The following is a 20802-nucleotide window of genomic DNA, read 5'->3' as shown; positions in this document are numbered from 1 at the left end:
GGACGATAGCCCGCCGTCAGGACGGCGGGCAAGAGGCCGTCAGACGGTATCCAGGTAGATCTCCACCCGTTCCTCCGGGGTGAGTTCTTCCATGTAATGCAGCTCTTGGCGTTTGGTCAGCACCATGTTGCGGATCATCTCGGCGGAGAAGAACTGCGGGATGATCTCGGAGCTCTCGAATGCGTCGATGGCGCTTTGCCAAGTATTGGGCACCTGCGGCAGGTCCAGCGCATAGGCGTTGCCGGTGATCGGCTCATTGGGGTCGATCTTGTTCTCGATCCCATAAAGCGCGGCGCCGAGGATGGCGGTCAGCATCAGATAGGGGTTCACGTCGCCGCCGGCAAAGCGGTGCTCGATGCGGCGCGCCTTGGGGCTGCCCGAGGGCACGCGGATGGCGGCGGTGCGGTTCTCATAGGCCCAGCAGATGCCGGTGGGGGCGTGGGCGCCCGGCACCATCCGGTCATAGCTGTTGCCATGCGGCGCAAACACCAGGGTGGAATCGCCCATGGCCTTCAGACAGCCGCCGACGGCGTGGCGCATGGCATCGGTGCCCTTGGGGCCGCCATCGTCAAAGATGTTGTTGCCGTCCTGATCCAGCACAGAGAAATGGGTATGCAACCCGTTGCCGGCGTAATCGTCATAGGGTTTGGCCATGAAGCTGGCAGCGAAACCGTGGCGGCGGGCAAGACCCTTGACCAGCATCTTGAACAGCCAGGCGTCATCGGCGGCGCGCAGTGCGTCAGGACCGTGCATCAGGTTGATTTCGAACTGGCCCAGACCCGCCTCGGAAATCGCAGTATCGGCGGGGATGTCCATGTCCTCGCAGGCGTCGTAGAGATCGGTGAAGAAGGTGTCGAACTGGTCCAGTGCCCGGATCGACATGGTTTCCGCCGCCTTGCGGCGCTTGCCGGAGCGGGGAGAGGTCGGCACCTGCAGTTTTTTGCCGCTGTCGTCGATCAGGAAGAACTCCAGCTCCACCGCGACCACCGGGGTCAGCCCCAGTGCCTTGTAGCGGTCCACCACGGCGCGCAGCGCATGGCGCGGATCGCCCTCATAGGCGCGCCCGTCTTCGCGGTACATCCAGATGGGCAGCAGCGCCGAAGGCGCGTCGAGCCAGGGCATCGGCACAAAGCCACGTTCGGTTGGCTTCAGCACGCCGTCGGCATCGCCGCTTTCAAACACCAGCGGGCTGTCGTCGATATCCTCGCCCCAGATGTCGAGGTTCAGGACCGATAGCGGGAACCGGGTGCCTTCCTCGACCGCCTTGTCGGCAAAGCGGGCAGGGACGCGCTTGCCCCGGGCCTGACCGTTGATGTCCGCCGCCGCAACGCGGATGGTGCGCACATGCGGGTTTTTCCTGAGCCAGTTCTTCATTTAATCACCTGACGGTTTCGAGGGCACCACCGGCCGCCAGCGCCCCCGGATGGGGCGCAGCAGGGCCGGGGCAGTTTATCACCCCTGGTCCAATTTTTGATCATAACTTAGTATAACCTAGAATTTGTCCATGAACTCGCAGGATTCTGCGGCCAAAAACTCAGGTTCTAAATTTGATCAAATAATGGATACTACCGGATCAGATTAGGACGCAAGCGAATTTTTTTCCGTCGGTCCTGCGGCAGATGTGCGTTCAGACGGGTATTGATCGCGCCAAAGAGGGTGATCACCGCCAGCGTCAGCAGGATGAAATAGAAGGCCAGGATCGGGTAGGGCACGAAGGGGTTGAAGGTCTTGTCCGCGAAATAGCTGGCGTAGTAGAGCGCATCGCCGCGCTGTTGCCATGCCGGAAAGCCGGAGAAGAACACCAGCGTGGTGGCGTGGAAGAGAAAGATCGCTTCGTTGGTGTAGGAGGGCCAGGCCAGCCGCATCATCGTTGGCCACATGATTCGACGAAATCGGGTCCAGCCGGAGAGGCCATAGGCATCTGCCGCCTCGATATCGCCCTTTGGGATCGACCGCAGCGCGCCGTAGAAGATTTCGGCGGAATAGGCGGCGGTGTTGAGGATCAGCACGATCAGCGCCCCGAGCCAGGCCGCCGACAGCGGGTCAAAGATGGAGGACACCGATTTCAGTTGCAGGAACAGGAAGTAGGCAAAGAAGAACTGGATGAACAGCGGCGAGCCACGGAAGATGAATATGAACCATTCCGCCGCTTTGCGCAGCGGCGTGGAGGTGGAATTCTTGGCCAGGGCCACGCCATTGGCGATGACAAACCCGATTATGACGGCGATCGCGCCGAAATAGATGTTCCACAGCATCCCCGAACCGATCAGCACAAACTGGTCGCAGAGGGTGAAATCGCTGCGCGGCAACATGCGTTCGCCGATGCCGAGGGCGCGCAGGCCGTAATCTTGCAGTGTCTGGATACAGCTCATGACGCTTTCCTTTGCGCTTCGCCGGCCAGCGTGGCCTGACCGTGGGAGAGCCGGTCGCGGATCCGGTCCAGCACCAGTTCGGAGAGTTTGGTGAACGCGAGGTAGAAGACCAGAAGGCCGAGGAAATACCACATGCGCCAGTCGCCATGGGGGTATTCGGTGAAGCGGGCCGTCTTGGAGCCGCCGAGTTCACGTGCCCAATAGACGATATCCTCAACCCCCAGCAGGAACAGCAGCGGCGTCGCCTTGATCAGGACCATCCACAGGTTCGACAGACCGGGCAGCGCATAGGTCCACATTTGCGGCACCAGAATGCGCCAGAAGGCCTGTCGGTGGCTCATGCCATAGGCTTCGGCGGTTTCGATCTGGGCGCGGGGCACAGCGCGCATGGCGCCATAGAGCACATTGGCGGCAAAGGCGCCGAAGACGATAGCGAAGGTGACCACCGCAAGGGTGAAGCCATAGACCTCATGGATCCACTGTTCGGAGGTGCTGAGCGGCATCTTGGCGATGTCACAGACCACAAAATCATTGCCCTGGCGCACCGGCGCGTCCCAGTCGGGGCATTTCACCTGATGGCGCAGATATTCGATGCCCTGATCCAGAGCGATGACGAAGAACAGGAAAAAGGCAATGTCCGGCACGCCGCGCACAATGGCGATATAGGCCTTGCCCAGCCAGGAGAGCGGCGCGAATTGCGCGCGGGCAGCCATGGCGCCGCCAAAGCCGAAGGCCAGCGCCGCGGGCGCAGTGACAGCCAGCAGCAGCAGAACCGTCCCGAAGGAGGCGTAGAAGGCAAAATGCTTGCCGGTGGTGAGATAACAGCTCAGCCACTGGAAACCCTCCAGGCTGGCCGGATCGGTGCAAAAGGAGAAGATGGCGGGCCTCGTTCGGACAGGGACCGGTCAGGGCGCCACAGCGGAGCGGGACCGGTCAAGGGCGAAGGGGGGCCATGCCGCCCCCCTTCCTTGATATCAGGATGATGCGAGGGCTCAGAACCGGCCTTCGATTTCCCATTTTTCCAGCAGGGCGTTCAGCGAGCCGTCTGCCTTCATCGATTCGATGGCAGCGTCGAACTTGCCGCGCAGCTCATCATCGGATTTGCGGAACGCCATGCCGATGCCACCGCCCAGCAGCACGTCCTCTGCAACGAAGGACAGCTCGGTTTCGTCGACGATCGGGATCAGGAAGTCCTTGTCGGCCATGACCGCGTCGACTTCGCCAGCTTTCACCGCAGCGACGGTTTCATCCGGGGTGGGGAATTCGACCAGGGTGGCGCCGGTGGAGGCGACATGGGCGGCCTGAATGGTGGAGGCCTGTGCTGCCACAACGGCGCTGTTCACATCGACATCAGCCGACATCGCCGCATAGGCGGAGGGCGACGGGCGGGTGTAGCCGGTGGTGAAGTTCACAACTTCCTTGCGCTCTTCGGTGATCGACATGCCGGCGATGATGGTGTCGTAGTTGCCCGACAGCAGGTTCGGGATGATCGAATCCCAGTCATTGGTGACCCATTCGCAGTCCAGTTCGGCGCGCTTGCACAGCTCGTCGCCCAGCTCACGCTCAAAACCGTCAACCTGACCGTCGTCGTTCAGGAAGTTGTACGGAGGGTAGGCGCCCTCGGTGCCCAGACGCACGGTGTCGGCCATCGCGATACCGGCCGTAAGAGCCAGCGCAGCGGTGCTGAGGATAAGAGATTTCATGAGGTTACTCCCGTTTGGTTTGGTTGTTATGATGATTATTTACCGTGTCGCGTGGAGGCAAGAAAGCCCCGCAGGCGTTCGGAGCGGGTGTTGCCAAAGAGTTCGTCCGGGCAGCCTTCTTCTTCGATGAGGCCCTTGTGCAGAAAGACGATATGGCTGGACACATCTGCGGCCATGTTCATGTCATGGGTCACGATGATCATGGTGCGGCCTTCGGCGGCGAGATCCTTGATCACCCTGACCACTTCCTGTTCCAGTTCGGGATCAAGAGCAGAGGTCGGTTCGTCAAACAGCAGCGCCTCGGGTTCCATGCAGAGTGCGCGCGCAATGGCGGCGCGCTGCTGCTGTCCGCCGGACAGCTGCGCCGGATAGGCATCGCATTTGTCGCCGATCCCCACCTTGGTGAGGTATTTGCGCGCGGCCTCCTCGACCTCGGCACGGTCGCGACCGAGCACGGTCAGCGGCGCCTCCATGACGTTTTGCAGAATGGTCATATGGGCCCAGAGATTGAACTGCTGGAACACCATGGACAAGTTGGTGCGGATGCGCAGCACCTGTTTCGGGTCCGCGGGACGCCGTGCGAGACCGCGTCCTGACCAGCGGATCGGTTCGCCTTTGAAGAGGATGTCACCCTCCTGGCTGTCCTCCAGAAGATTGCAGCAGCGCAGCAAGGTGGATTTGCCCGAACCGGACGATCCAATGAGAGAGACCACATCGCCCCGGTGGGCGGTGATATCAACACCTTTGATCACTTCCAGCTCGCCATATGACTTGTGCAGGCCGCGGATTTCCAGAACTGGTGTTGTGTCGGTCAAGGTGTCTCTCGTTCAATTGTCGTTGAATTCGTCCTTATTGGACCGAAAAAAAGAGCGGATGCAACGTGCAAACCGATAAGGCCGGTGCGGAATTTATCATTTTGGCGGGTAATCTGATCAAATTGTACTCATACATGTGGAGGCTGTGGCAGATGCGAGATCTGCCTGTAATCAATGGGCGAGTTTGTGGCCCTTCGACTGCTCGCGGCGTGGTTGTCAGGCCCTCGCGCACCCTCCGGGCCGGCTCAGCGCGGGCCCTGAGGGTGGGAACCAAGGGGTCAGACTGCGGCCTGCTGGCGGATGGATTGTTCCGTCAGCACCGGCCCGAGCGGTGTCGGGACCGCCAGATAGGCGCCGGGGGCAATATCGCTGACGCCCTTCAGGTACAATACCTGACGGTGGGTCTCGTCCAGCTCGGCGACAGCCTGGGCCACGGCGGCGCGCAGCGGAACCGGGTCGCGGGTCCGGGCGGTGATCAGCGGCAGGCCCGGCGTCGGTTTGGTGCGGGCGATTTCCACAAGCTCCGTCGCCCAGTCGTCATGCTCCTGCATCAGCGCCCAGCTGACGGCATCAAGTGCCGCGAAATCTGCGGTCCCGTCGGCGACGGCGCGGGCGGATGCGCGATGGCTGCCGGATTGGAACAGGCTGCCGGGCAGCAGCGAGAGGTCGCGCAGGTGCATCATCGGTGCGGCCCAGCCCGATTGCGAGAGCGCTTCGTTATAGGCAAAGCTGCCGCCCGCGATGGTCCGAAGATCCGCGCCGGATCGGTCGCGACGGGCGACAAAGACGCTGGTGTAATAGCCCGGCGGACAATCCGCGACGCCGTGGTCCAGCGTGGTGACCAGATTGACCTGTTCATAGAGCCGCGTGCGGTAGGGCAGGCCACAGGTCTGCGCCAGCAGCAGTGTCGAATCGGACCAGATCGACCAGAGGTCGCCGCCTCGGCTCAGGGTTTCGGGGGCCTCGATTGAGGCATCGGCCAGAGCGCTGCGGATCGCCTGCCACAGGGCATCGAGCGCTGCGGCGGTTTCCGGGCGATCATACATCGCCAGGCTGGCAATCATGAGCTGGCCTCGGCGCGTTGGCGGGCGCGGGCGCTGTCCATATCGCTGACCCCGAGCAGGCTGGCGGAAAGCCGCAGGAGCGCATCCTCGGCGTCGTCGCGTTTGCCATCGGCCAGCACCACCTGCCACAGCGCCTCAACCACGGCCATGCGGTTTTCATAGGGCACCGCGTCCTTGATCGCGCGGGTGAAGCGGACGGTGTCGGGGGCCTCGGCCTCCAGCGCCTCGGCCTGTTCGCGCAGCAGGATCGCACCGCCCATGTCGAGGTCGTAACGAGCGCGCAGGATCCGGTCGATCCGGTCCCGTTCGTCATCGGAGTAATTGTGATCGGAGCGCGCAATCCGCACCAGCAGCGCGCAGAGCGCCAGTCGGGCGTCGCGGTCATCCAGCGGTTCGGGCGCGGGCGCCAGAAGCCGTCCCAGCAGTTCCTTGATCATGGTTGCGGTTCCCTGTCTGGAATGGGCGGCGGCGGGGTGTCCTCGGCCGTGCCTACAGCCTGCGGTCGCTGGGCTGCGGCAATGGCTGGCTCCGGGGCGAGCAATTTGCCCTGCGCGCGGGCGCGGGCGGTGTCGCTGTCGGCCCTTGACAGACCCATCGCCTTGCGCGCGTCCTCGACGATTTTCATCTCGCCGGGGTGTTCGTGACCATCGGCCAGCACCACCTCCCAGAGCGCATCCAGCGCCGCGAGCCGTTCCTCAAGCCCGGTGGTTTCGCGGATCAGACGCCCGAATGTGTCGGTTTCCGGCGCGGCGGCATGGAGTTTTTCGCAGGCGGCACGGACCTTTGCCGCCTCGATCGCATCGTGCTGGTAAAGGCGGGCCAGAATGCGGTCGATCAGGCTGATTTCTTCCAGCTGGTAGTCGCGATCCGATTGCGCCACACGCACCAGAAGCGCACCCAGGGCCAGCTCGGCATCCGGGTCCGGCTGGGCGGGGGTCTTTTGCGGTCGAAAGACCTGAAACAGTTTCTTCAGCATGGCATTACTCTACTGTTGAGTGCGTCCAGGGCCAAGCGGGTCCTAGTCGCCGTAGCCTTCGATGATTTCCATGTCGCCGGTTGCGACCGGATCGCGCAGCGCCTTGGCCTGCTGGTAGGCGACAGAATCATAACAGGCCTTGGCGGTGGCGAAATCCTTGAACTCGATGACCACGGTGCGCGCGCGCGTCTGGCCTTCGCGCACTTCCTTGGCACCACCGCGGATCAGGAATTTCGCACCATATTCGGCAAAGGCGGTGGCATTGGCTGCGACATAATCCTTGTAGCGGTCCATATCATCAACGTCGACATGGGCGACCCAGTATCCTTTGGGCATGGGGGGTCCTTTCTGGCGCGGATATCAAGCTGTTGGCACAGGCTGATACAGAACCGGAGCAAAGGCAATGACCGCGTTGTGTGGTTTTTCCCCTTATGGGGACGATTTGACGGGATGGCTCAGCCAGGAGGGCAAATCGGGGCGGCAGATCGCGCCGTTTATGCAGGGCATATGACCTGATCGCGGGCGGTTGCTGCCGCGGCGCAGGATCTCATCTTTGGAGATCGTATCGGGGCAAGCTGGTAGGAATACCAATGGCTTGCCCCGCAGTTTGTTGTGATCAGCCGATCTCGGCAAGGCGCGCGAGCGCTTCCTTCACCTTGGCTTCTTCTTCCTCGCGCAGGTTCAGGTTTTCGCGGGCCTCAGCGACCACCTCTTCGGGGGCGGAGGCCGCGAATTTGGGGTTGTTGAGACGTCCGCGCAGGCCGCCCAGCTCCTTGGCCAGCTTGCCCAGGGTTTTCTCCAGACGCGCCTTTTCGGCGTCCACGTCGATGACATCCGCCAGCGGCAGACCGAAGGAGGCACCGGGGGCGGCGACGCTGGCGCAGCCCTTGGGGAAGGTGTCGACCTGTTCCAGCGTGGTGATGCGGGCCAGTTTCTGGATCATCGCCTCGTTCTTCTCCCAGGCGCTGCGCGCCTGATCGGAGAATTCGGTCACCACCATCGGGATCTTGGCGCCCGCCGGGACGTGCATCTGCGCGCGGGTGGAGCGGATGTTCTCGATCGCGGTGATCACCCAGTTCATTTCGGCGTCCGCATCGGCGTTCACCAGCTCGGTGCCATAGGTCGGCCAGTCTTCATGCACCAGCATGTTTGACCGCTTGGCGGTATTGCCCCACAGCTCCTCGGTGATGAAGGGCATGATCGGATGCAGGAGGATCATGCACTGATCCAGCACCCAGCCCAGCGTCTGCCGGGTTTCGGCGATCACCGCCTCATCCTCGGAGCCGAACAGCGGTTTGCTGAGTTCAATGTACCAATCGCAGACCTTGCCCCAGACAAAGGCGTAGAGGCCGAGGGCGGCGTCGTTGAAGCGGAAGGCCTCAAGGGCGGCATCCACCTCGACCCGGACCTTGGCGGTTTCGCCGATGATCCACTGGTTCACGGCGGCTTTGGCATCAGGGATGTCATAGGCAGGGGTGTCGGCGTCATAGACATTGTTGAAATGGGCGAAGTTCACCGCATTCCACAGTTTGGTGCCAAAGTTGCGGTAGCCCGCAATGCGCTGCATGTCGAGCTTCAGCACGCCACCAAGGCTGGCCATCGCCGCATTGGTAAAACGCAGCGCGTCGGCGCCATATTCGTCGATGATATCCAGCGGATCGACAACGTTGCCGGTGGATTTCGACATCTTTTTGCCCTTGGCGTCGCGGACGAGGCCATGCAGGTAGACGGTGTCAAACGGGATGCGCTGTTCGACCGGCAGATCCTGATCCAGAACCGCCAGCTGCATCATCATCATCCGGGCAACCCAGAAGAACAGAATGTCCTGACCGGTGACGAGGGTCGAGGTCGGGAAGTATTTCTGCATCTCGGCGGTATCTTCCGGCCAGCCCAGCGTGCCGATCGGCCAGAGGCCGGAGGAGAACCAGGTGTCCAGCACGTCGGGGTCGCGGAAAAGTGGGGCTTTGCCATCTCGGGCAAGTTGCATCGCTTCTTCCTTATCCGAAGCAAAAACAACTTCTTGGCTCCAATGACCATAGTGTTCACTGGCTTGTTGAAGCACCTCTTCTTGCGTAGCGCCGCAGAATACCGCCAAATCACCCTTGTGGTATTTGTTCATCGAAGCTTTAGCTGACGTCGGATCTTTGACAAACGAATTGCAAAGGTGTTTCGGCCCATACCAAACCGGGATCTGGTGACCCCACCACAGCTGGCGCGAGATGCACCAGGGTTCGATGTTTTCAAGCCAGTGATAATAGGTCTTCTCGCCGCTCTCCGGCAGGATCTTGACGGTGCCGTCTTTCACGGCGTCCAGCGCCGGGCCGACGATCTTGGCGGCGTCCACGAACCACTGGTCGGTCAGCATCGGTTCAATGACCACTTTGGAGCGGTCGCCAAAGGGCTGCATGATCGGCTTGTTCTCGACATAAGGCGTGGTCTCGGTCACCTCGGTCTCGTTGCCGTCCTCATCCTTTACCGTTCTGCTGGTGGTCTGCATCACGGCGAGACCTTCGGCGGTGATGTCGGCGACCACGCGTTTGCGTGCCTCGAAGCGGTCCAGGCCACGGTATTCTTCCGGCACCATGTTCATCGCGGCGATGCTGGTTTCGGTGAACTCTGCCTCGCCATTGGCGATGGCCTGTGCTTTGGCGGCTTCCTCGGCATAGGGCGCGCCGTCGCTGCGCATATTCGCCTTGGTATCCATCAGGTTATACATCGGAATGCCGCCGCGTTTGGCGACCTGATAGTCGTTGAAATCATGCGCGCCGGTGATCTTTACGGCACCAGAGCCGAAATCCTTGTCCGGGTATTCATCAGTGATGATCGGGATCAGGCGGCGGTGCGCCTTGGGGCCGACAGGGATTTCGCACAGCTTGCCCACAATAGGCGCGTAACGTTCATCCGAAGGATGCACAGCCACCGCGCCGTCGCCCAGCATGGTTTCGGGACGGGTGGTGGCGATGGAGATATAGTCGCGCTCTTCCTCGAGGATGACATTGCCGTCCTCGTCCTTCTCCACATAGGTGTAGGTGGCCCCACCGGCGAGCGGGTATTTGAAGTGCCACATGTGGCCCGCAACCTCGATATTCTCCACCTCAAGGTCGGAGATCGCGGTCTCAAAATGCGGGTCCCAGTTCACCAGCCGCTTGCCACGGTAGATCAGCCCCTTGTTGTACATCTCAACAAAGACTTTGATCACGGCATCGTGGAAGTTGGGCGAATTCTCATGGCCCGTACGGGTGTCGCCCTGCGCGCCGGCCATGGTGAAGGCGGTGCGGTCATAGTCACAGGAAGCGCCAAGGCGCTTCAGCTGGTTGATGATGGTGCCGCCGGATTGTTCTTTCCATTCCCAGATCTTTTCCAGGAACTTCTCGCGGCCCAGTTCTCCGCGGGAGGGCTGCTGGGTCTGGGCCAGCATGCGCTCGACCACCATCTGGGTGGCGATGCCCGCGTGGTCGGTGCCGGGCTGCCAGAGCGTGTCATACCCCTGCATCCGTTTCCAGCGGATCAGGATGTCCTGAAGCGTGTTGTTGAAGGCATGGCCCATGTGCAGGACGCCCGTGACATTCGGGGGCGGGATCATGACGCTGTAGGTTTCGCTGCGCTTGGCGTTTGCACCTGCGCGGAAACAGCCTGCCTTTTCCCAGGCCTCGGAAAGCCGGGTTTCGGCTTCGGCTGCGTTAAATGTCTTGTCCATCGCCATCGGAATGTCCTGCCTGCGTATCCATCTAATCGGCTCATCCCATAGCGAATGGCGGGGGAAAGGGAAAGGCTCGATAGGAGGCGGCGGTGCTGGCGGGGCGGTGTTGGCGGATGATTTTTGAAAAACCAAAATTAAATTGGAACGATCGCGGTGATAACGGCGTTTTAAGCTTAATCCGGCACGGTTGGTGGTGGGGATATCGGGATGCAGATGACAGTGAGTGATGTCGCGCCCGGGTCACCGAGGTGGAGTTCCAAGCCGCCTTTGTCCACAGGGATCTCCCTCGGATCCTGATTGCCGATGTCTATGGTTTCAAGCCGCCCGGGCGCCCTTGATGCGGATACCGCAGGGGCGGCCGGGCGCACGACTTTTCACGTTTTCCAGGGTTTGAATGTGGTGAGGCGCGTTGGCACGTGTTGCGGCGCGTGGGAACACTATTGGCCGGTGCGGTCCAGTTTGGTTGCGAGATGGATCAGGCTTTCGGAAGAGCGCACGCCGCGTGCCTCGCCGATGCGGTCAATGGTTTCGTCCAGCTCCGCCGTGGTCTGCGCCACCACCTGTGCCAGAAGGTCAAAGCGCCCCGAGGTGGTATGGACCACCTCGACGCCGGGTAAGCCGCGCAGCCGGGCCAGCACCTCGGGGCCGGAGCGGGGTTCAATCGAGATCAGCACAGTCGCCTGAAGCGGCGGACGCGCCTGCGACGAGGTGCGCAGCGTGTAGCCGCTGATCACGCCTGAGGTCTCCAGCCGCTCGATCCGTGCCTGCACCGTCGTGCGCGCCAGCCCCAGACGCCGGGCCAGATCCGCCACAGGGCGGCGGGCGTTCTCGCGCAGGAGCGTCAGCAGATGTTGGTCGGTTTCGTCGGTTTGCATGTTTGACCTGCGATATGACGGTGATTTTCGTCACTATAGTCAATGTGACGAGCGAAATCGACGGGGTTTCGGCGGAAACTGATAAAAACACCACCGAATATTCCAATTAGGGCCGTTCCCCATGCAGCAGATCCCACCCCTCTGGCTTTCCCCTGAAACCCATCTGGCGCGCAGCACCCCGGATCATCCGATCCTCTATTTCTCGCCGCGGGTGCTGCATGATGTGGCCAACCGCTTTCAAAAAGGCTTTCCGGGGCTGGTGACCTATGCGGTGAAGGCCAACCCGCATCCTGCTGTGCTGTCCAATCTGGTGGCGGCGGGGATCACCGGTTTTGATGTGGCGTCGCCTGCGGAAATGGATGCGGTGCGCGCGGCAAGCCCCGATGCGGTGATGCATTACAACAACCCGGTGCGGTCGGAGGTGGAGATCGCCGCAGGGATCGCCCATGGCGTTGCCAGCTGGTCTGTGGATGAGGCCAGCGAGCTGGACAAGCTGGCCGAGGTGCCCAAGACCTGCGAAATCGCCGTGCGCTTTGCGCTGCCGGTGGCCGGTGCCGCCTATGATTTCGGCAGCAAATTCGGGGCCGAACCCGAGCTGGCGATTGAGCTGCTGAAACGGGTGGCAGCTGAGGGCTGGACCCCGGCCTTGTGTTTTCACCCCGGTACCCAATGCGAGGATGAGAGCGCCTGGGTCGAATATGTTCATGCCGCCAAACGGATCGTGGATGCCGCCGGTGTCCGCATTGCCCGGCTCAATGTCGGCGGGGGGTTTGCTGCCAACCGTGACGGGGTGGCGCCGGACCTGGAAAAGGTTTTTGCGGCGATTTCAGCTGCCGCCGATGAGGCTTTTGGTGCGGAGAGGCCGCAGCTGATCTGCGAGCCGGGGCGCGCGATGGTCTCTGAAAGCTTTACCCTGGCGGCGCGCGTCAAGGGGATGCGCAAGCAGGGCGCGGTGGTGTTCCTGAACGACGGGATCTATGGCGGGCTGGTCGATATCCGCGACATGGGCCTGCCGGGCCGGGTCGAGGTGGTGGCCGCCGATGGCACCCGCCGGGTGGCGGACTGCCAGCCGCGGGTGGTCTTCGGGCCGACCTGTGACAGCCTGGACCGGCTGCCGGATGGGCTGCCGCTGCCAAGCGACACCCGGATCGGTGACTATGTGCTGTTTCCGGGGCTTGGTGCCTATTCCTCGGCCATGAGCACGCAGTTCAACGGTTATGGGCTGTCGGACGTGGCGACAGTGATCGAGCTGTCTGGACAAGCGCGCCCCTGAGGCTAGTCTCGCTTTTGACAGGATCAACACGGCGGCGCAGGGCGGACCCGGCGCCGCTGTGGACGTTTTGCAGCTGAAACGCGATCCGACACGCAAGGCAGGTCAGGGGCAGTGATGGATAAATTCGGCAAGAGCCAACCCGTGAGACGGGTCGAGGATGTGCGGTTTCTGACCGGGCAGGGGCGCTATCTGGAAGATATCGCGCCAGCCGGGGCGCTGCGGGCCTGGGTGCTGCGCAGCCCTGTCGCCCATGGCACCATCACCCATCTGGATCTCGACATGGCGCGCGAGGCCGACGGCGTCGCGGCGGTGCTGGCGTTGGCTGATCTTGAGGCAGCTGGACTGATCGTGGGCATGGACGGTGTCGTGGTGACCAACCGCGATGGCAGCAAGGCAGCTGCGCCTGAACGGCCAATGCTGGCACGCGAGCGGGTTCGATTTGTCGGTGAGCCGATTGCGGTGGTGATTGCCGAGACGCTGGATCAGGCGCGCGACGCAGGCGAGATGATCGAGCTTGATATCGACGATCTGCCGGCGAAACTGGATCTGGTCGCAGGGGGCGAGCAGCTGCACCCGGAGGCGCCTGACAACCGGGCCTTTGACTGGGGCATGGGCGATGAGGCCGCGACGGACGCCGCATTCGCCGCTGCCGCCCACCGGGTGGCGCTACAGGTCGAAGACAACCGGATCATTGTCAACACGATGGAGCCGCGCGGCTGTTTTGCGCGCTGGGCCGATGGCCGGTTGCAGTTCACCTATGGCGGCCAGGGCGTCTGGGCGATGAAAAAGCAGCTCAGCGAGAAGCTGGGACTGGCGCCCGAGGCGGTGCATGTCACCACACCGGATGTCGGTGGCGGCTTTGGCATGAAGGCGATGCCGTATCCTGAGTATTTCGCGGTTGCCCATGCCGCGCGGTTGCTGGGGCGGCCGGTTCTGTGGGTCTCGGACCGTACCGAGGCGATGCTGAGTGATAATGCCGGGCGCGATCTGACCTCTCTGGCGGAGCTGGCCTTTGATGCGGATCTGCGCATTACCGGCTACCGGGTCCACAGTCACTGCAACCTTGGCGCCTATAATTCACATTTCGGCCAGCCGGTGCAGACGCAGCTGTTCAGCCGGGTGCTGGCCGGGGTCTATGACATCCGCGCCACCTGGCTGCGGGTTGAGGGGATCTATACCAATACCGCTCAGGTCGATGCCTATCGCGGGGCCGGTCGGCCGGAGGCGATCTATGTGCTGGAGCGGGTGATGGATCACGCCGCTCACGCGCTGGGCGTCAACCCATGGGAGTTGCGGCGACGCAATTTTATCCGCGCCGACCAGTTTCCCTACCAGACCGCAACGGATGAGACCTATGACGTCGGCGATTTCCACCAGCTGCTGGCGCGCACCGAAGAGGCGGCAGATCTGGCGGGATTCGCTGGGCGCAAGGCCGCTGATGCGGAACGCGGAAATTTACGGGGCGTTGGGCTGTGTTACTATATCGAAAGTATTTTGGGCGATCCTTCTGAAAGCGCGGAGGTCGCCTTTGAAGCGGAGGGTCGGGTGAGCATCTATGTCGGAACGCAGAGCAACGGGCAGGGCCATGAAACGGTCTATGCGCAGTTTCTTGCGGATCAGACCGGAATCCCTGCCGCCGATATCACCGTGGTGCAGGGCGACAGCGACAGGATTGCCCAGGGCGGCGGCACCGGCGGATCGCGTTCGGTGACCACCCAGGCCAATGCCACGCTTGCAGCCGTCGATGTGATGATCGCCGCCTTTACCCCCTTCCTTGAGGAGGAGCTGGGCGTCGCCCATGGCTCCGTCACCTTTGACGGGGAACGGTTCACTGCCCCGGGCAGCAACCAGCGGCCAAGCCTGGTGGAGGCCGCAGAGATGGCCCGTGCGCAAGGTCGCCACGAGTTGCTGCGTCACGCGGCACGGGCCAAACTGCCGGGGCGTTCGTTTCCAAACGGAGCCCATGTTGCCGAGATCGTGATCGACCCGGAAACCGGGCTGAGCCATGTCGATCGCTACACGGTGGTTGATGACTTTGGCAATCTCATCAACCCGTTGCTGGCTGAAGGTCAGGTTCATGGCGGGGTGGTGCAGGGGCTGGGGCAGGCGATTCTGGAGCGTGTCGTCTACGATGCCGACGGGCAGCTGCTCACAGCATCGTTTATGGACTATGCCTTGCCGCGTGCCGCCGATGTGCCGATGATTGAGGTAGGCTTTGCGCCGGTGCCATCGACCCAGAACCCGATGGGTATGAAAGGTTGCGGCGAGGCCGGAACCGTGGGGGCGCTGGCGGCGGTTGCCAATGCGGTGCAGGACGCGGTCCGGGAGCGCGGCGTTCAGCAGATAGAGATGCCGTTTACACCACTTAGACTATGGGAAGCATTGAGGAATGTCGCTGACGCAGCTGAGTAAGAGGATCCTGGGATGGCTTGGGCGGCCTTTGCGCTCCGAGCATTCCGCCGAGACCAAGCTGCGTGGGCCGCAGGCGCATGTGATCATCCTGGATGGCACCATGTCGACGCTGGAACCCGGACATGAGACCCATGCGGGCATGGTCTACCGGCTGTGCCGCGAGGTCGGCCCGCAGGTTTCGGTGTTCTATGAGGCCGGTGTGCAATGGCAGAGCTGGCGCAAGACGACGGATGTGATGATCGGGCGCGGCATCAACCGTCAGATCCGCCGAGCCTATGGCTATCTTGCCTCGCGCTATCGTCCCGGCGACCGGATCTACCTGATGGGCTATTCGCGGGGGGCCTATGCGGTGCGCTCCCTTGCGGGGGTCATCGACGAGGTTGGGCTGCTGAAGGCCGAACATGCCACGGTGCGCAATATCCGCACCGCCTACCGGCATTATCAATGCGGCGGGGCCTCGGCCAGCGGGATGCGTGATCATACCGCCACCAGCCTGCCGCCCGTGGCCGAGATGGGCGCAGAGACGGCCCCTGAACCCGATGCGACCGGTCATGGGCAGGCAATGGCGCAGACCGGAGCCTGTGTCGCCTCCACCTTCAGCGAGCGGTATTGCCACCGAAATGTGGAGATCGAAATGGTGGGGGTCTGGGATACGGTGAAGGCGCTGGGTCTGCGCCTGCCGCTGCTATGGCGCTGGGCGGAGCGGCGACACGGATTTCACAACCATCAGCTGGGCCGACATGTGAAGAACGGCTTTCACGCGCTTGCTCTGGACGAAACCCGCCGGGTGTTTGAGCCGGTTCTCTGGGAATGCCCGGATGGTCACGACGGCAAGGTTGAGCAGGTCTGGTTTCGCGGCAGCCATGGCGATGTCGGCGGGCAGCTGGGCGGGTTCGAAGCGGCGCGGCCGCTGTCAAATGTCTCGCTGGTGTGGATGCTGGAACGGGCAGAAAACTGTGGCCTACCGTTGCCGCGCGACTGGCGGATGCGGTTTCCGGTTGATCCGACGGCGCCCTCCGTCGGGACCTGGCGCGGCTGGGGCAAGATTTTCCTGCTGCGCGGCAAGCGGCGGGTCGGGCTGGACAGCAGCGAGAGGCTGCACAGCAGCGTTGGCGCCAATGCCACCGACAAACGTCTGGCGCATTGGCAATCAGAGATGTCGAAGGCAGCCCGCTAGGCGCGCAGTAGGGCGCGCCATTGTCTGTGAGCGGCTGTGGGGGCCGGGATGGTGGATGCGAAGATGACGAGCACACAGCTGCGGGCAAAACCTGGCGGCTGCGGGAAGAACACTCACAGTCGTTGGTCCGAAAGGGGGCAGGCCTGAGGGCAGGTTGCGGCTGAAGTTATTCGCCGCGCTGGAGGAGGTGTGAGAGCAGGGAGATGTATGTTCCTGGTTCATCATATCCTGCGGCAATTTTCTGTGACATATGGCGCGGCCGCGAAAGTCATAGAGATGCCGACAGTTACGCCTCTTTGACCAGATGCGGTGCGTTCTCGGCGTCCTCAAGGAAATCGCGCCAGGCTCGATCGCCCAAACAGCCAGGATTTCGGACCCAGTCCGGCCCTTCACCACGAGCGTGCAACGGTCCGGAGCGCGGGACGGGGACGAAGCCGCGACGGCGGCAGGGGCGCTCGGTGATGCCGTTGCGGGATGATCTGACGACTGAGATTTTGGGAATGGGCGTGTCTGTCTGACGATTGGGGTCTCTCAATCAACAGACAGGAGTTTCCCATGGCGGACATGAAGTTGACACCGCTTCGAGAGCGGATGATCGAAGATATGCGGATCAAAGGGCGAGGGGAGAGTTCGCAGAAGGCGCACATCCGGGCCGTTCGATATTTTGCCGAGTTTATTGGCCGATCGCCGGATACTGCAACGCCCGAAGACCTGCGCGCTTATCAGCTGCATATGGTGAACACGAACGTCACCCCGTCGACCAACAATGCGCGGCTTGTCGGGCTGCGGTTCTTTTTCGAGACGACGTGTAAACAGCCCGAGATGAAGGATTGCCTGCACTTTCGCACGGAACCGCGCAAGCTTCCGGTGGTGTTCAGCGCCGAAGAGGTGTTCGAGATCCTCAGGGTCGCGCCCGGCCCTCGGCTTAAGTATCGAGCGGCGCTCAGTATTTCCTACGGTACAGGGGTGCGCGCGTGGGAAGATTTGCAATCTCAAGGTCACGGATATCGACAGCGATCGGATGTTGGTCCACGTCGAGAAGGGCAAAGGCGGTAAGGATCGCAAGGTAATGCTGTCGCCCGGATTGCTGGAGCTTCTGCGTGACTCCTGGCGTGAGGCTCCACCGGATGGCTGGCTCTTTCCCGGAAAGCCCCGGATCAACCCGCTCTCACGGCGGCAATTGCATCGCGCCTTCAGCGCAGCCAACTGCGCCTCATGTCGGCCATCGAGATCTGTCGCACGGAAGCGCTCGGCGCCCGTGTCGGCTTGACCAGCGTGCTGCACAGCTGGGGATCAGCGTCGTGCTGAAAGCACGCCTCCGGCGTGGCCCCATCATCCCCACATCCACATGATCGTCCCGGGTGGCGGCCTGCCGCCGGACGGCACCCGGTGGGTCGCGTGCAAGCCCGGATTCTTTCTGCATGTCGCCTGCTGTCCCGGCGGGTGTATGTCGAAGGCCTGATGGCCCTGCACCGCGCAGGACAACTGAGGTTCTCTGGTGATCTCACCGTACTGGCATACCTGTCCCGCTAAACCCACCGCATCGCCATCTCCAACCACCGCCTGGTCAGCGCTGATGCAAACACCGTGGCCTTCAAATGGAAAGACTACCGGATCAAAAGTGGGGATCGCATGAAGACAATGCCGCTCAATACGTATGAGTTCATCCGCCGCTTCCTGATGCACGTCCTGCCAAACCGGTTCCATCGCATGCGCCATTACGGCTTCCTGGCAGGTGCCGGTCGCAAAGAGGCTTTGCCCCAATCCAATCCATGCGTCGCAACGGGGGCCAAACCGACGCAGTAAGGCCGATAAACGAGACCAACCCCATGCCAAAGGCACCTGCGCGGAGCCTACAAACTCAGAAAAACCGCGAAACTCTAACCGATATTATGGACCGATGTCTGCGCTTTCCCCATAGCACGGCGCTTCCATCCCGTGGCTTCCACCTTGTCAGATTGGTTAACGCGGTCCACACGCATGACACAAGCCTAACCAACTGATCCAAATGGAAAAATATTAGATAGAACGGGCTTCCGCTGCGGCTGCGCCAAGATCATTTTTGATGATTTAGCGGTGTCAAAACCGGTCCTTTCCGCCGGTGTTAGAAACTGTTGAGTCTTGGCAAAGAGTGCTGCCTTCGGCGCTGTTAACTGGAAGCCGCACTCTTTTTTATTGGTGGATCGAGCGAGAGCCTCTCTTAGAGCTCAAGACCAAACGTAATTGCGTCAATTAGCTGCAAGTGCGCAGTGGTGCGATCCGCGCCTTTCGGGTCCGTGCAGATCGGGTCGTCCTGCTCCTCTTCAAGCAACGCGGCGGCACCAGATTTGCAGGTGCCGAGGAACGTGAAGTGGTTTGCCGCTGCAATCTCAACGTATGTTGCATCGGGCAACCTATTCGCGAGGTCATTTCCATCCGGTCCCACGTCAACAGCTCCGAGCCTGTCTGCATCACCCAGGTTGATGAGAGTAATCCCCGCCAAAGCGCCCTGGAGCGTCCCTGGATCAGCGGCACCGCCAAAGCCGGGGTCGACAATCACGGCCCGTGAGATGCGCGGGTCGCGTGCATCCGCTTCGAAACCGGGGTAGTCGGCAAACCGTACTCCGCCACGGCGGAAGAAAACGCAATCAGCAGCATCGGGACCAGTGCTGCAATTCGTGTCTTGCGCAGCACCATCGAAGCGGACGCCGGCCATCCCGAGAGCGGTGGTCCCGCCCAAGGAGAATCCGACGACGCCAATCCGATCTGGATCGATGAATGGCGCAAAAGCAGGGTCAGCGAGGATCATGTCGAGCGCGGCCGTCAGGTCATTTGCGCGCGCGCCCAGATCAACCGATCGGCGAGGGGAACTATCGCCGCTTGTGGATCCCGGATGGTTCACCGCCAAAACAATCGCCCCGTTCGCGACAAGGCCGCTTGTCAGCCATCCCAGGCTATCGGAATTACCGCCTGATCCATGGGACAAAAGTACAAGCGGATGCTCTCCCTGTGCAATGGAGGGGCCAATGAACGCGAAGGTCGGGTCGAAGATCGGACCATCGCCGACAGGCGCGCGATATGTGGGGTTCGCTGCCGGATACCAAATCGAGGCGGCGATGGGGCTGGCGCGGTGGTCGGCTGTCAGATCGAACCGGTCGTAACCGGGCAGCATATCCGCCGCAACCGGAGCCGCGATTGGCAATCCAAGCATGGTGAGAAGGGCAAGGCGTTTCATGGGAACCTCCGTTTTTGAACACATGCCAATTGATGTGCGGACAACGGCAGTTTATCGCGTCCTATTTTCGGGATTCAGGTCGTCACAATCCGGATTTTGGACAATAGTCGTGGCATGCCCATGCTCCCGATCCCTGCTTTTGCAGCCATTGTCCTCGCGTATCTTGCCGCTCGCACCTTTATGTCAGAGGGCAGGCCGCTGCTTGTCGCCTTCCTTACCGCCTGCGCGGTTCAATCTCTTCTGGTCGCTCTGGTTCTGGGCTACGATATTGCGTGGCTCAGACCCATTTTGCCAGTCAGTGCCACGGTCATCCCGCCGCTCGCCTGGATCACATTGCAGGATGCCCTGATCAGCCGGATATCGCTGCGTCAAACCGTGCTGCACGGCGCGGCCCCGTCATTTACACTGTTCTGTCGTGTCTTCGCGCCCGAGACGACGGATATCGTCGTGCCGCTAGTCTTTACTGGCTATGGCTGCGCGATCCTATATCTGTTGCACAGCGCCACAGACATGCCCCTTGCCCGGCTGGACGCCGGGCGAGTCCCTAAGGTTCTTTGGCAGGTCCTGGGCTGGGCGTTGATTGCTTCCGCCCTCAGCGACGTTCTCATCGCGGTCGCCTTCATGACGGGCAACGAAAAATGGGCTGGATTGCTGATCACCTTCTCTTCGTCTCTGGTGCTTGTGCTTTTGGGGTTGCTCAGTGGCAGCCCCTCTGCAGCGGGTGTGGTTGGCGAAGACCCAGATGAGCCAGCTCCACGCCCCAGAGAAACGAGTAAAGAGGACATTGAAATCTTGGAAGTGCTTGAGACGTTTTTGAGGCGCGAGCCCATGCATCTTGATCCCAACCTGAGCTTGTCGCGGCTTTCGCGCCGCTTGCATCTGCCGGAGAAGCGCCTTTCGATGGCCGTCAACCGCGCGACCGGTGCCAATGTCTCTCGCTACATCAATAGCTGGCGCATTCGTCATGCCTGCAAGCTTATCGAGGATGGTGCAACCGTCACCGATGCGATGCTGGATAGCGGTTTCAACACCAAATCGAACTTCAATCGAGAATTTGTACGAGAGACCGGCGTTCCGCCGAGCCAATGGAAACGCGGAGTGCAACCATCTGCAAATGTGGCGCGGATTTTCGACGCGGGCAAAGGTGCTTGAACCGGTAAGCGTTTGAACATTATCCCCCTGCAAGCCGCCAGGCGCAAGAAACGGCCCTTTTGCCACGCA

At 61.7% G+C, this 20802-nt stretch carries 16 protein-coding genes and 2 pseudogenes; 6 read left to right on the top strand and 12 right to left on the bottom strand.

The features are described from left to right. Window positions 1-39: 39 nt before the first annotated feature. From VWY60_RS09615 to VWY60_RS09565, 11 genes are all read right to left on the bottom strand, one after another. A complete protein-coding gene (locus VWY60_RS09615) occupies window positions 40-1374 on the bottom strand; it encodes a glutamine synthetase family protein (protein ID WP_340545218.1) in 1335 nt (444 codons plus the stop codon). A gap of 191 nt (window positions 1375-1565) precedes the next feature. Continuing rightward, on the bottom strand, window positions 1566-2372 hold the full coding sequence (locus VWY60_RS09610; RefSeq protein ID WP_340545219.1) for an ABC transporter permease: 807 nt from the start codon (window positions 2370-2372) through the stop codon (window positions 1566-1568). Continuing rightward, window positions 2369-3250: an ABC transporter permease gene (locus VWY60_RS09605; protein WP_340546298.1), complete on the bottom strand. Its 882-nt coding sequence runs from the start codon at window positions 3248-3250 to the stop codon at window positions 2369-2371. The genes VWY60_RS09610 and VWY60_RS09605 overlap by 4 nt, the downstream gene beginning before the upstream one ends. A 114-nt stretch (window positions 3251-3364) precedes the next feature. Continuing rightward, complete coding sequence (locus tag VWY60_RS09600; RefSeq protein ID WP_340545220.1) at window positions 3365-4075, bottom strand: transporter substrate-binding domain-containing protein; 711 nt, start codon at window positions 4073-4075, stop codon at window positions 3365-3367. 35 nt (window positions 4076-4110) lie between these two features. After that, a complete protein-coding gene (locus tag VWY60_RS09595) occupies window positions 4111-4890 on the bottom strand; it encodes an ABC transporter ATP-binding protein (protein WP_340545221.1) in 780 nt (259 codons plus the stop codon). A gap of 278 nt (window positions 4891-5168) precedes the next feature. After that, window positions 5169-5954 (bottom strand): phosphate/phosphite/phosphonate ABC transporter substrate-binding protein, encoded by a 786-nt coding sequence (locus VWY60_RS09590; protein ID WP_416540353.1) that lies wholly within the window; start codon window positions 5952-5954, stop codon window positions 5169-5171. Then, entirely contained in the window at window positions 5951-6391 is a 441-nt protein-coding gene (locus VWY60_RS09585) for a TerB family tellurite resistance protein (RefSeq protein ID WP_340545223.1), read from the bottom strand. The genes VWY60_RS09590 and VWY60_RS09585 overlap by 4 nt, the downstream gene beginning before the upstream one ends. Beyond that, window positions 6388-6930 carry a TerB family tellurite resistance protein gene (locus VWY60_RS09580; RefSeq protein ID WP_340545224.1) on the bottom strand — a complete coding sequence of 181 codons (543 nt, stop codon included), beginning with the start codon at window positions 6928-6930 and terminating at the stop codon, window positions 6388-6390. The genes VWY60_RS09585 and VWY60_RS09580 overlap by 4 nt, the downstream gene beginning before the upstream one ends. A gap of 42 nt (window positions 6931-6972) precedes the next feature. After that, window positions 6973-7266, bottom strand: coding sequence for a DUF1330 domain-containing protein (locus tag VWY60_RS09575; RefSeq protein ID WP_340545225.1), 294 nt, complete (start codon window positions 7264-7266; stop codon window positions 6973-6975). A 280-nt stretch (window positions 7267-7546) separates the two neighbouring features. After that, a complete protein-coding gene (locus tag VWY60_RS09570; RefSeq protein ID WP_416540352.1) occupies window positions 7547-10633 on the bottom strand; it encodes a valine--tRNA ligase in 3087 nt (1028 codons plus the stop codon). A gap of 434 nt (window positions 10634-11067) precedes the next feature. Beyond that, window positions 11068-11505, bottom strand: coding sequence for an Lrp/AsnC family transcriptional regulator (locus VWY60_RS09565; protein WP_340545227.1), 438 nt, complete (start codon window positions 11503-11505; stop codon window positions 11068-11070). Window positions 11506-11626: 121 nt separating this feature from the next. Here VWY60_RS09565 and VWY60_RS09560 point away from each other — a divergent pair, with 121 nt between their 5' ends. From VWY60_RS09560 to VWY60_RS09540, 5 genes and pseudogenes are all read left to right on the top strand, one after another. Beyond that, the gene (locus tag VWY60_RS09560; RefSeq protein WP_416536286.1) at window positions 11627-12778 is read left to right on the top strand and encodes a type III PLP-dependent enzyme; all 1152 of its coding nucleotides are present in this window, start codon (window positions 11627-11629) and stop codon (window positions 12776-12778) included. Between the two features lie 114 nt (window positions 12779-12892). Next, entirely contained in the window at window positions 12893-15190 is a 2298-nt protein-coding gene (locus tag VWY60_RS09555) for a xanthine dehydrogenase family protein molybdopterin-binding subunit (protein WP_416540351.1), read from the top strand. Further along, window positions 15168-16367 (top strand): DUF2235 domain-containing protein, encoded by a 1200-nt coding sequence (locus VWY60_RS09550; protein WP_416536284.1) that lies wholly within the window; start codon window positions 15168-15170, stop codon window positions 16365-16367. The genes VWY60_RS09555 and VWY60_RS09550 overlap by 23 nt, the downstream gene beginning before the upstream one ends. Before the next feature lie 555 nt (window positions 16368-16922). After that, window positions 16923-17571 (top strand): annotated as a pseudogene (locus VWY60_RS09545) (tyrosine-type recombinase/integrase); the annotation flags it as partial. Window positions 17572-17615: 44 nt separating this feature from the next. Continuing rightward, a pseudogene (locus VWY60_RS09540) lies at window positions 17616-18116 on the top strand (transposase); the annotation flags it as partial. Window positions 18117-18567: 451 nt separating this feature from the next. Here the strand turns inward: VWY60_RS09540 and VWY60_RS09535 are convergent. Continuing rightward, window positions 18568-19518: an alpha/beta hydrolase family protein gene (locus tag VWY60_RS09535; RefSeq protein ID WP_416537347.1), complete on the bottom strand. Its 951-nt coding sequence runs from the start codon at window positions 19516-19518 to the stop codon at window positions 18568-18570. Between the two features lie 177 nt (window positions 19519-19695). Between VWY60_RS09535 and VWY60_RS09530 the strand changes: the two genes are divergently transcribed. Beyond that, window positions 19696-20733 carry a helix-turn-helix domain-containing protein gene (locus VWY60_RS09530; protein ID WP_416540350.1) on the top strand — a complete coding sequence of 346 codons (1038 nt, stop codon included), beginning with the start codon at window positions 19696-19698 and terminating at the stop codon, window positions 20731-20733. Window positions 20734-20802 lie beyond the last annotated feature (69 nt).

Source organism: Phaeobacter sp. JH20_26 (assembly GCF_048056275.1).
Classification (GTDB): Bacteria; Pseudomonadota; Alphaproteobacteria; order Rhodobacterales; family Rhodobacteraceae; genus Phaeobacter; species Phaeobacter bryozoorum.
Note: the sequence above shows the minus strand (reverse complement) of the source record. Positions and strands in the feature narration are given on the sequence as shown.

Excerpts from the sequence above, each read along its gene's own strand:
- VWY60_RS09615 (WP_340545218.1), bottom strand. The coding sequence starts at position 1,374 with ATGAAGAACTGGCTCAGGAAAAACCCGCATGTGCGCACCATCCGCGTT.
- VWY60_RS09610 (WP_340545219.1), bottom strand. The coding sequence starts at position 2,372 with ATGAGCTGTATCCAGACACTGCAAGATTACGGCCTGCGCGCCCTCGGC.
- VWY60_RS09600 (WP_340545220.1), bottom strand. The coding sequence starts at position 4,075 with ATGAAATCTCTTATCCTCAGCACCGCTGCGCTGGCTCTTACGGCCGGT.
- VWY60_RS09590 (WP_416540353.1), bottom strand. The coding sequence starts at position 5,954 with ATGATTGCCAGCCTGGCGATGTATGATCGCCCGGAAACCGCCGCAGCG.
- VWY60_RS09585 (WP_340545223.1), bottom strand. The coding sequence starts at position 6,391 with ATGATCAAGGAACTGCTGGGACGGCTTCTGGCGCCCGCGCCCGAACCG.
- VWY60_RS09580 (WP_340545224.1), bottom strand. The coding sequence starts at position 6,930 with ATGCTGAAGAAACTGTTTCAGGTCTTTCGACCGCAAAAGACCCCCGCC.
- VWY60_RS09575 (WP_340545225.1), bottom strand. The coding sequence starts at position 7,266 with ATGCCCAAAGGATACTGGGTCGCCCATGTCGACGTTGATGATATGGAC.
- VWY60_RS09570 (WP_416540352.1), bottom strand. The coding sequence starts at position 10,633 with ATGGCGATGGACAAGACATTTAACGCAGCCGAAGCCGAAACCCGGCTT.
- VWY60_RS09565 (WP_340545227.1), bottom strand. The coding sequence starts at position 11,505 with ATGCAAACCGACGAAACCGACCAACATCTGCTGACGCTCCTGCGCGAG.
- VWY60_RS09560 (WP_416536286.1), top strand. The coding sequence starts at position 11,627 with ATGCAGCAGATCCCACCCCTCTGGCTTTCCCCTGAAACCCATCTGGCG.
- VWY60_RS09555 (WP_416540351.1), top strand. The coding sequence starts at position 12,893 with ATGGATAAATTCGGCAAGAGCCAACCCGTGAGACGGGTCGAGGATGTG.
- VWY60_RS09550 (WP_416536284.1), top strand. The coding sequence starts at position 15,168 with ATGTCGCTGACGCAGCTGAGTAAGAGGATCCTGGGATGGCTTGGGCGG.
- VWY60_RS09535 (WP_416537347.1), bottom strand. The coding sequence starts at position 19,518 with ATGCTGCCCGGTTACGACCGGTTCGATCTGACAGCCGACCACCGCGCC.
- VWY60_RS09530 (WP_416540350.1), top strand. The coding sequence starts at position 19,696 with ATGCCCATGCTCCCGATCCCTGCTTTTGCAGCCATTGTCCTCGCGTAT.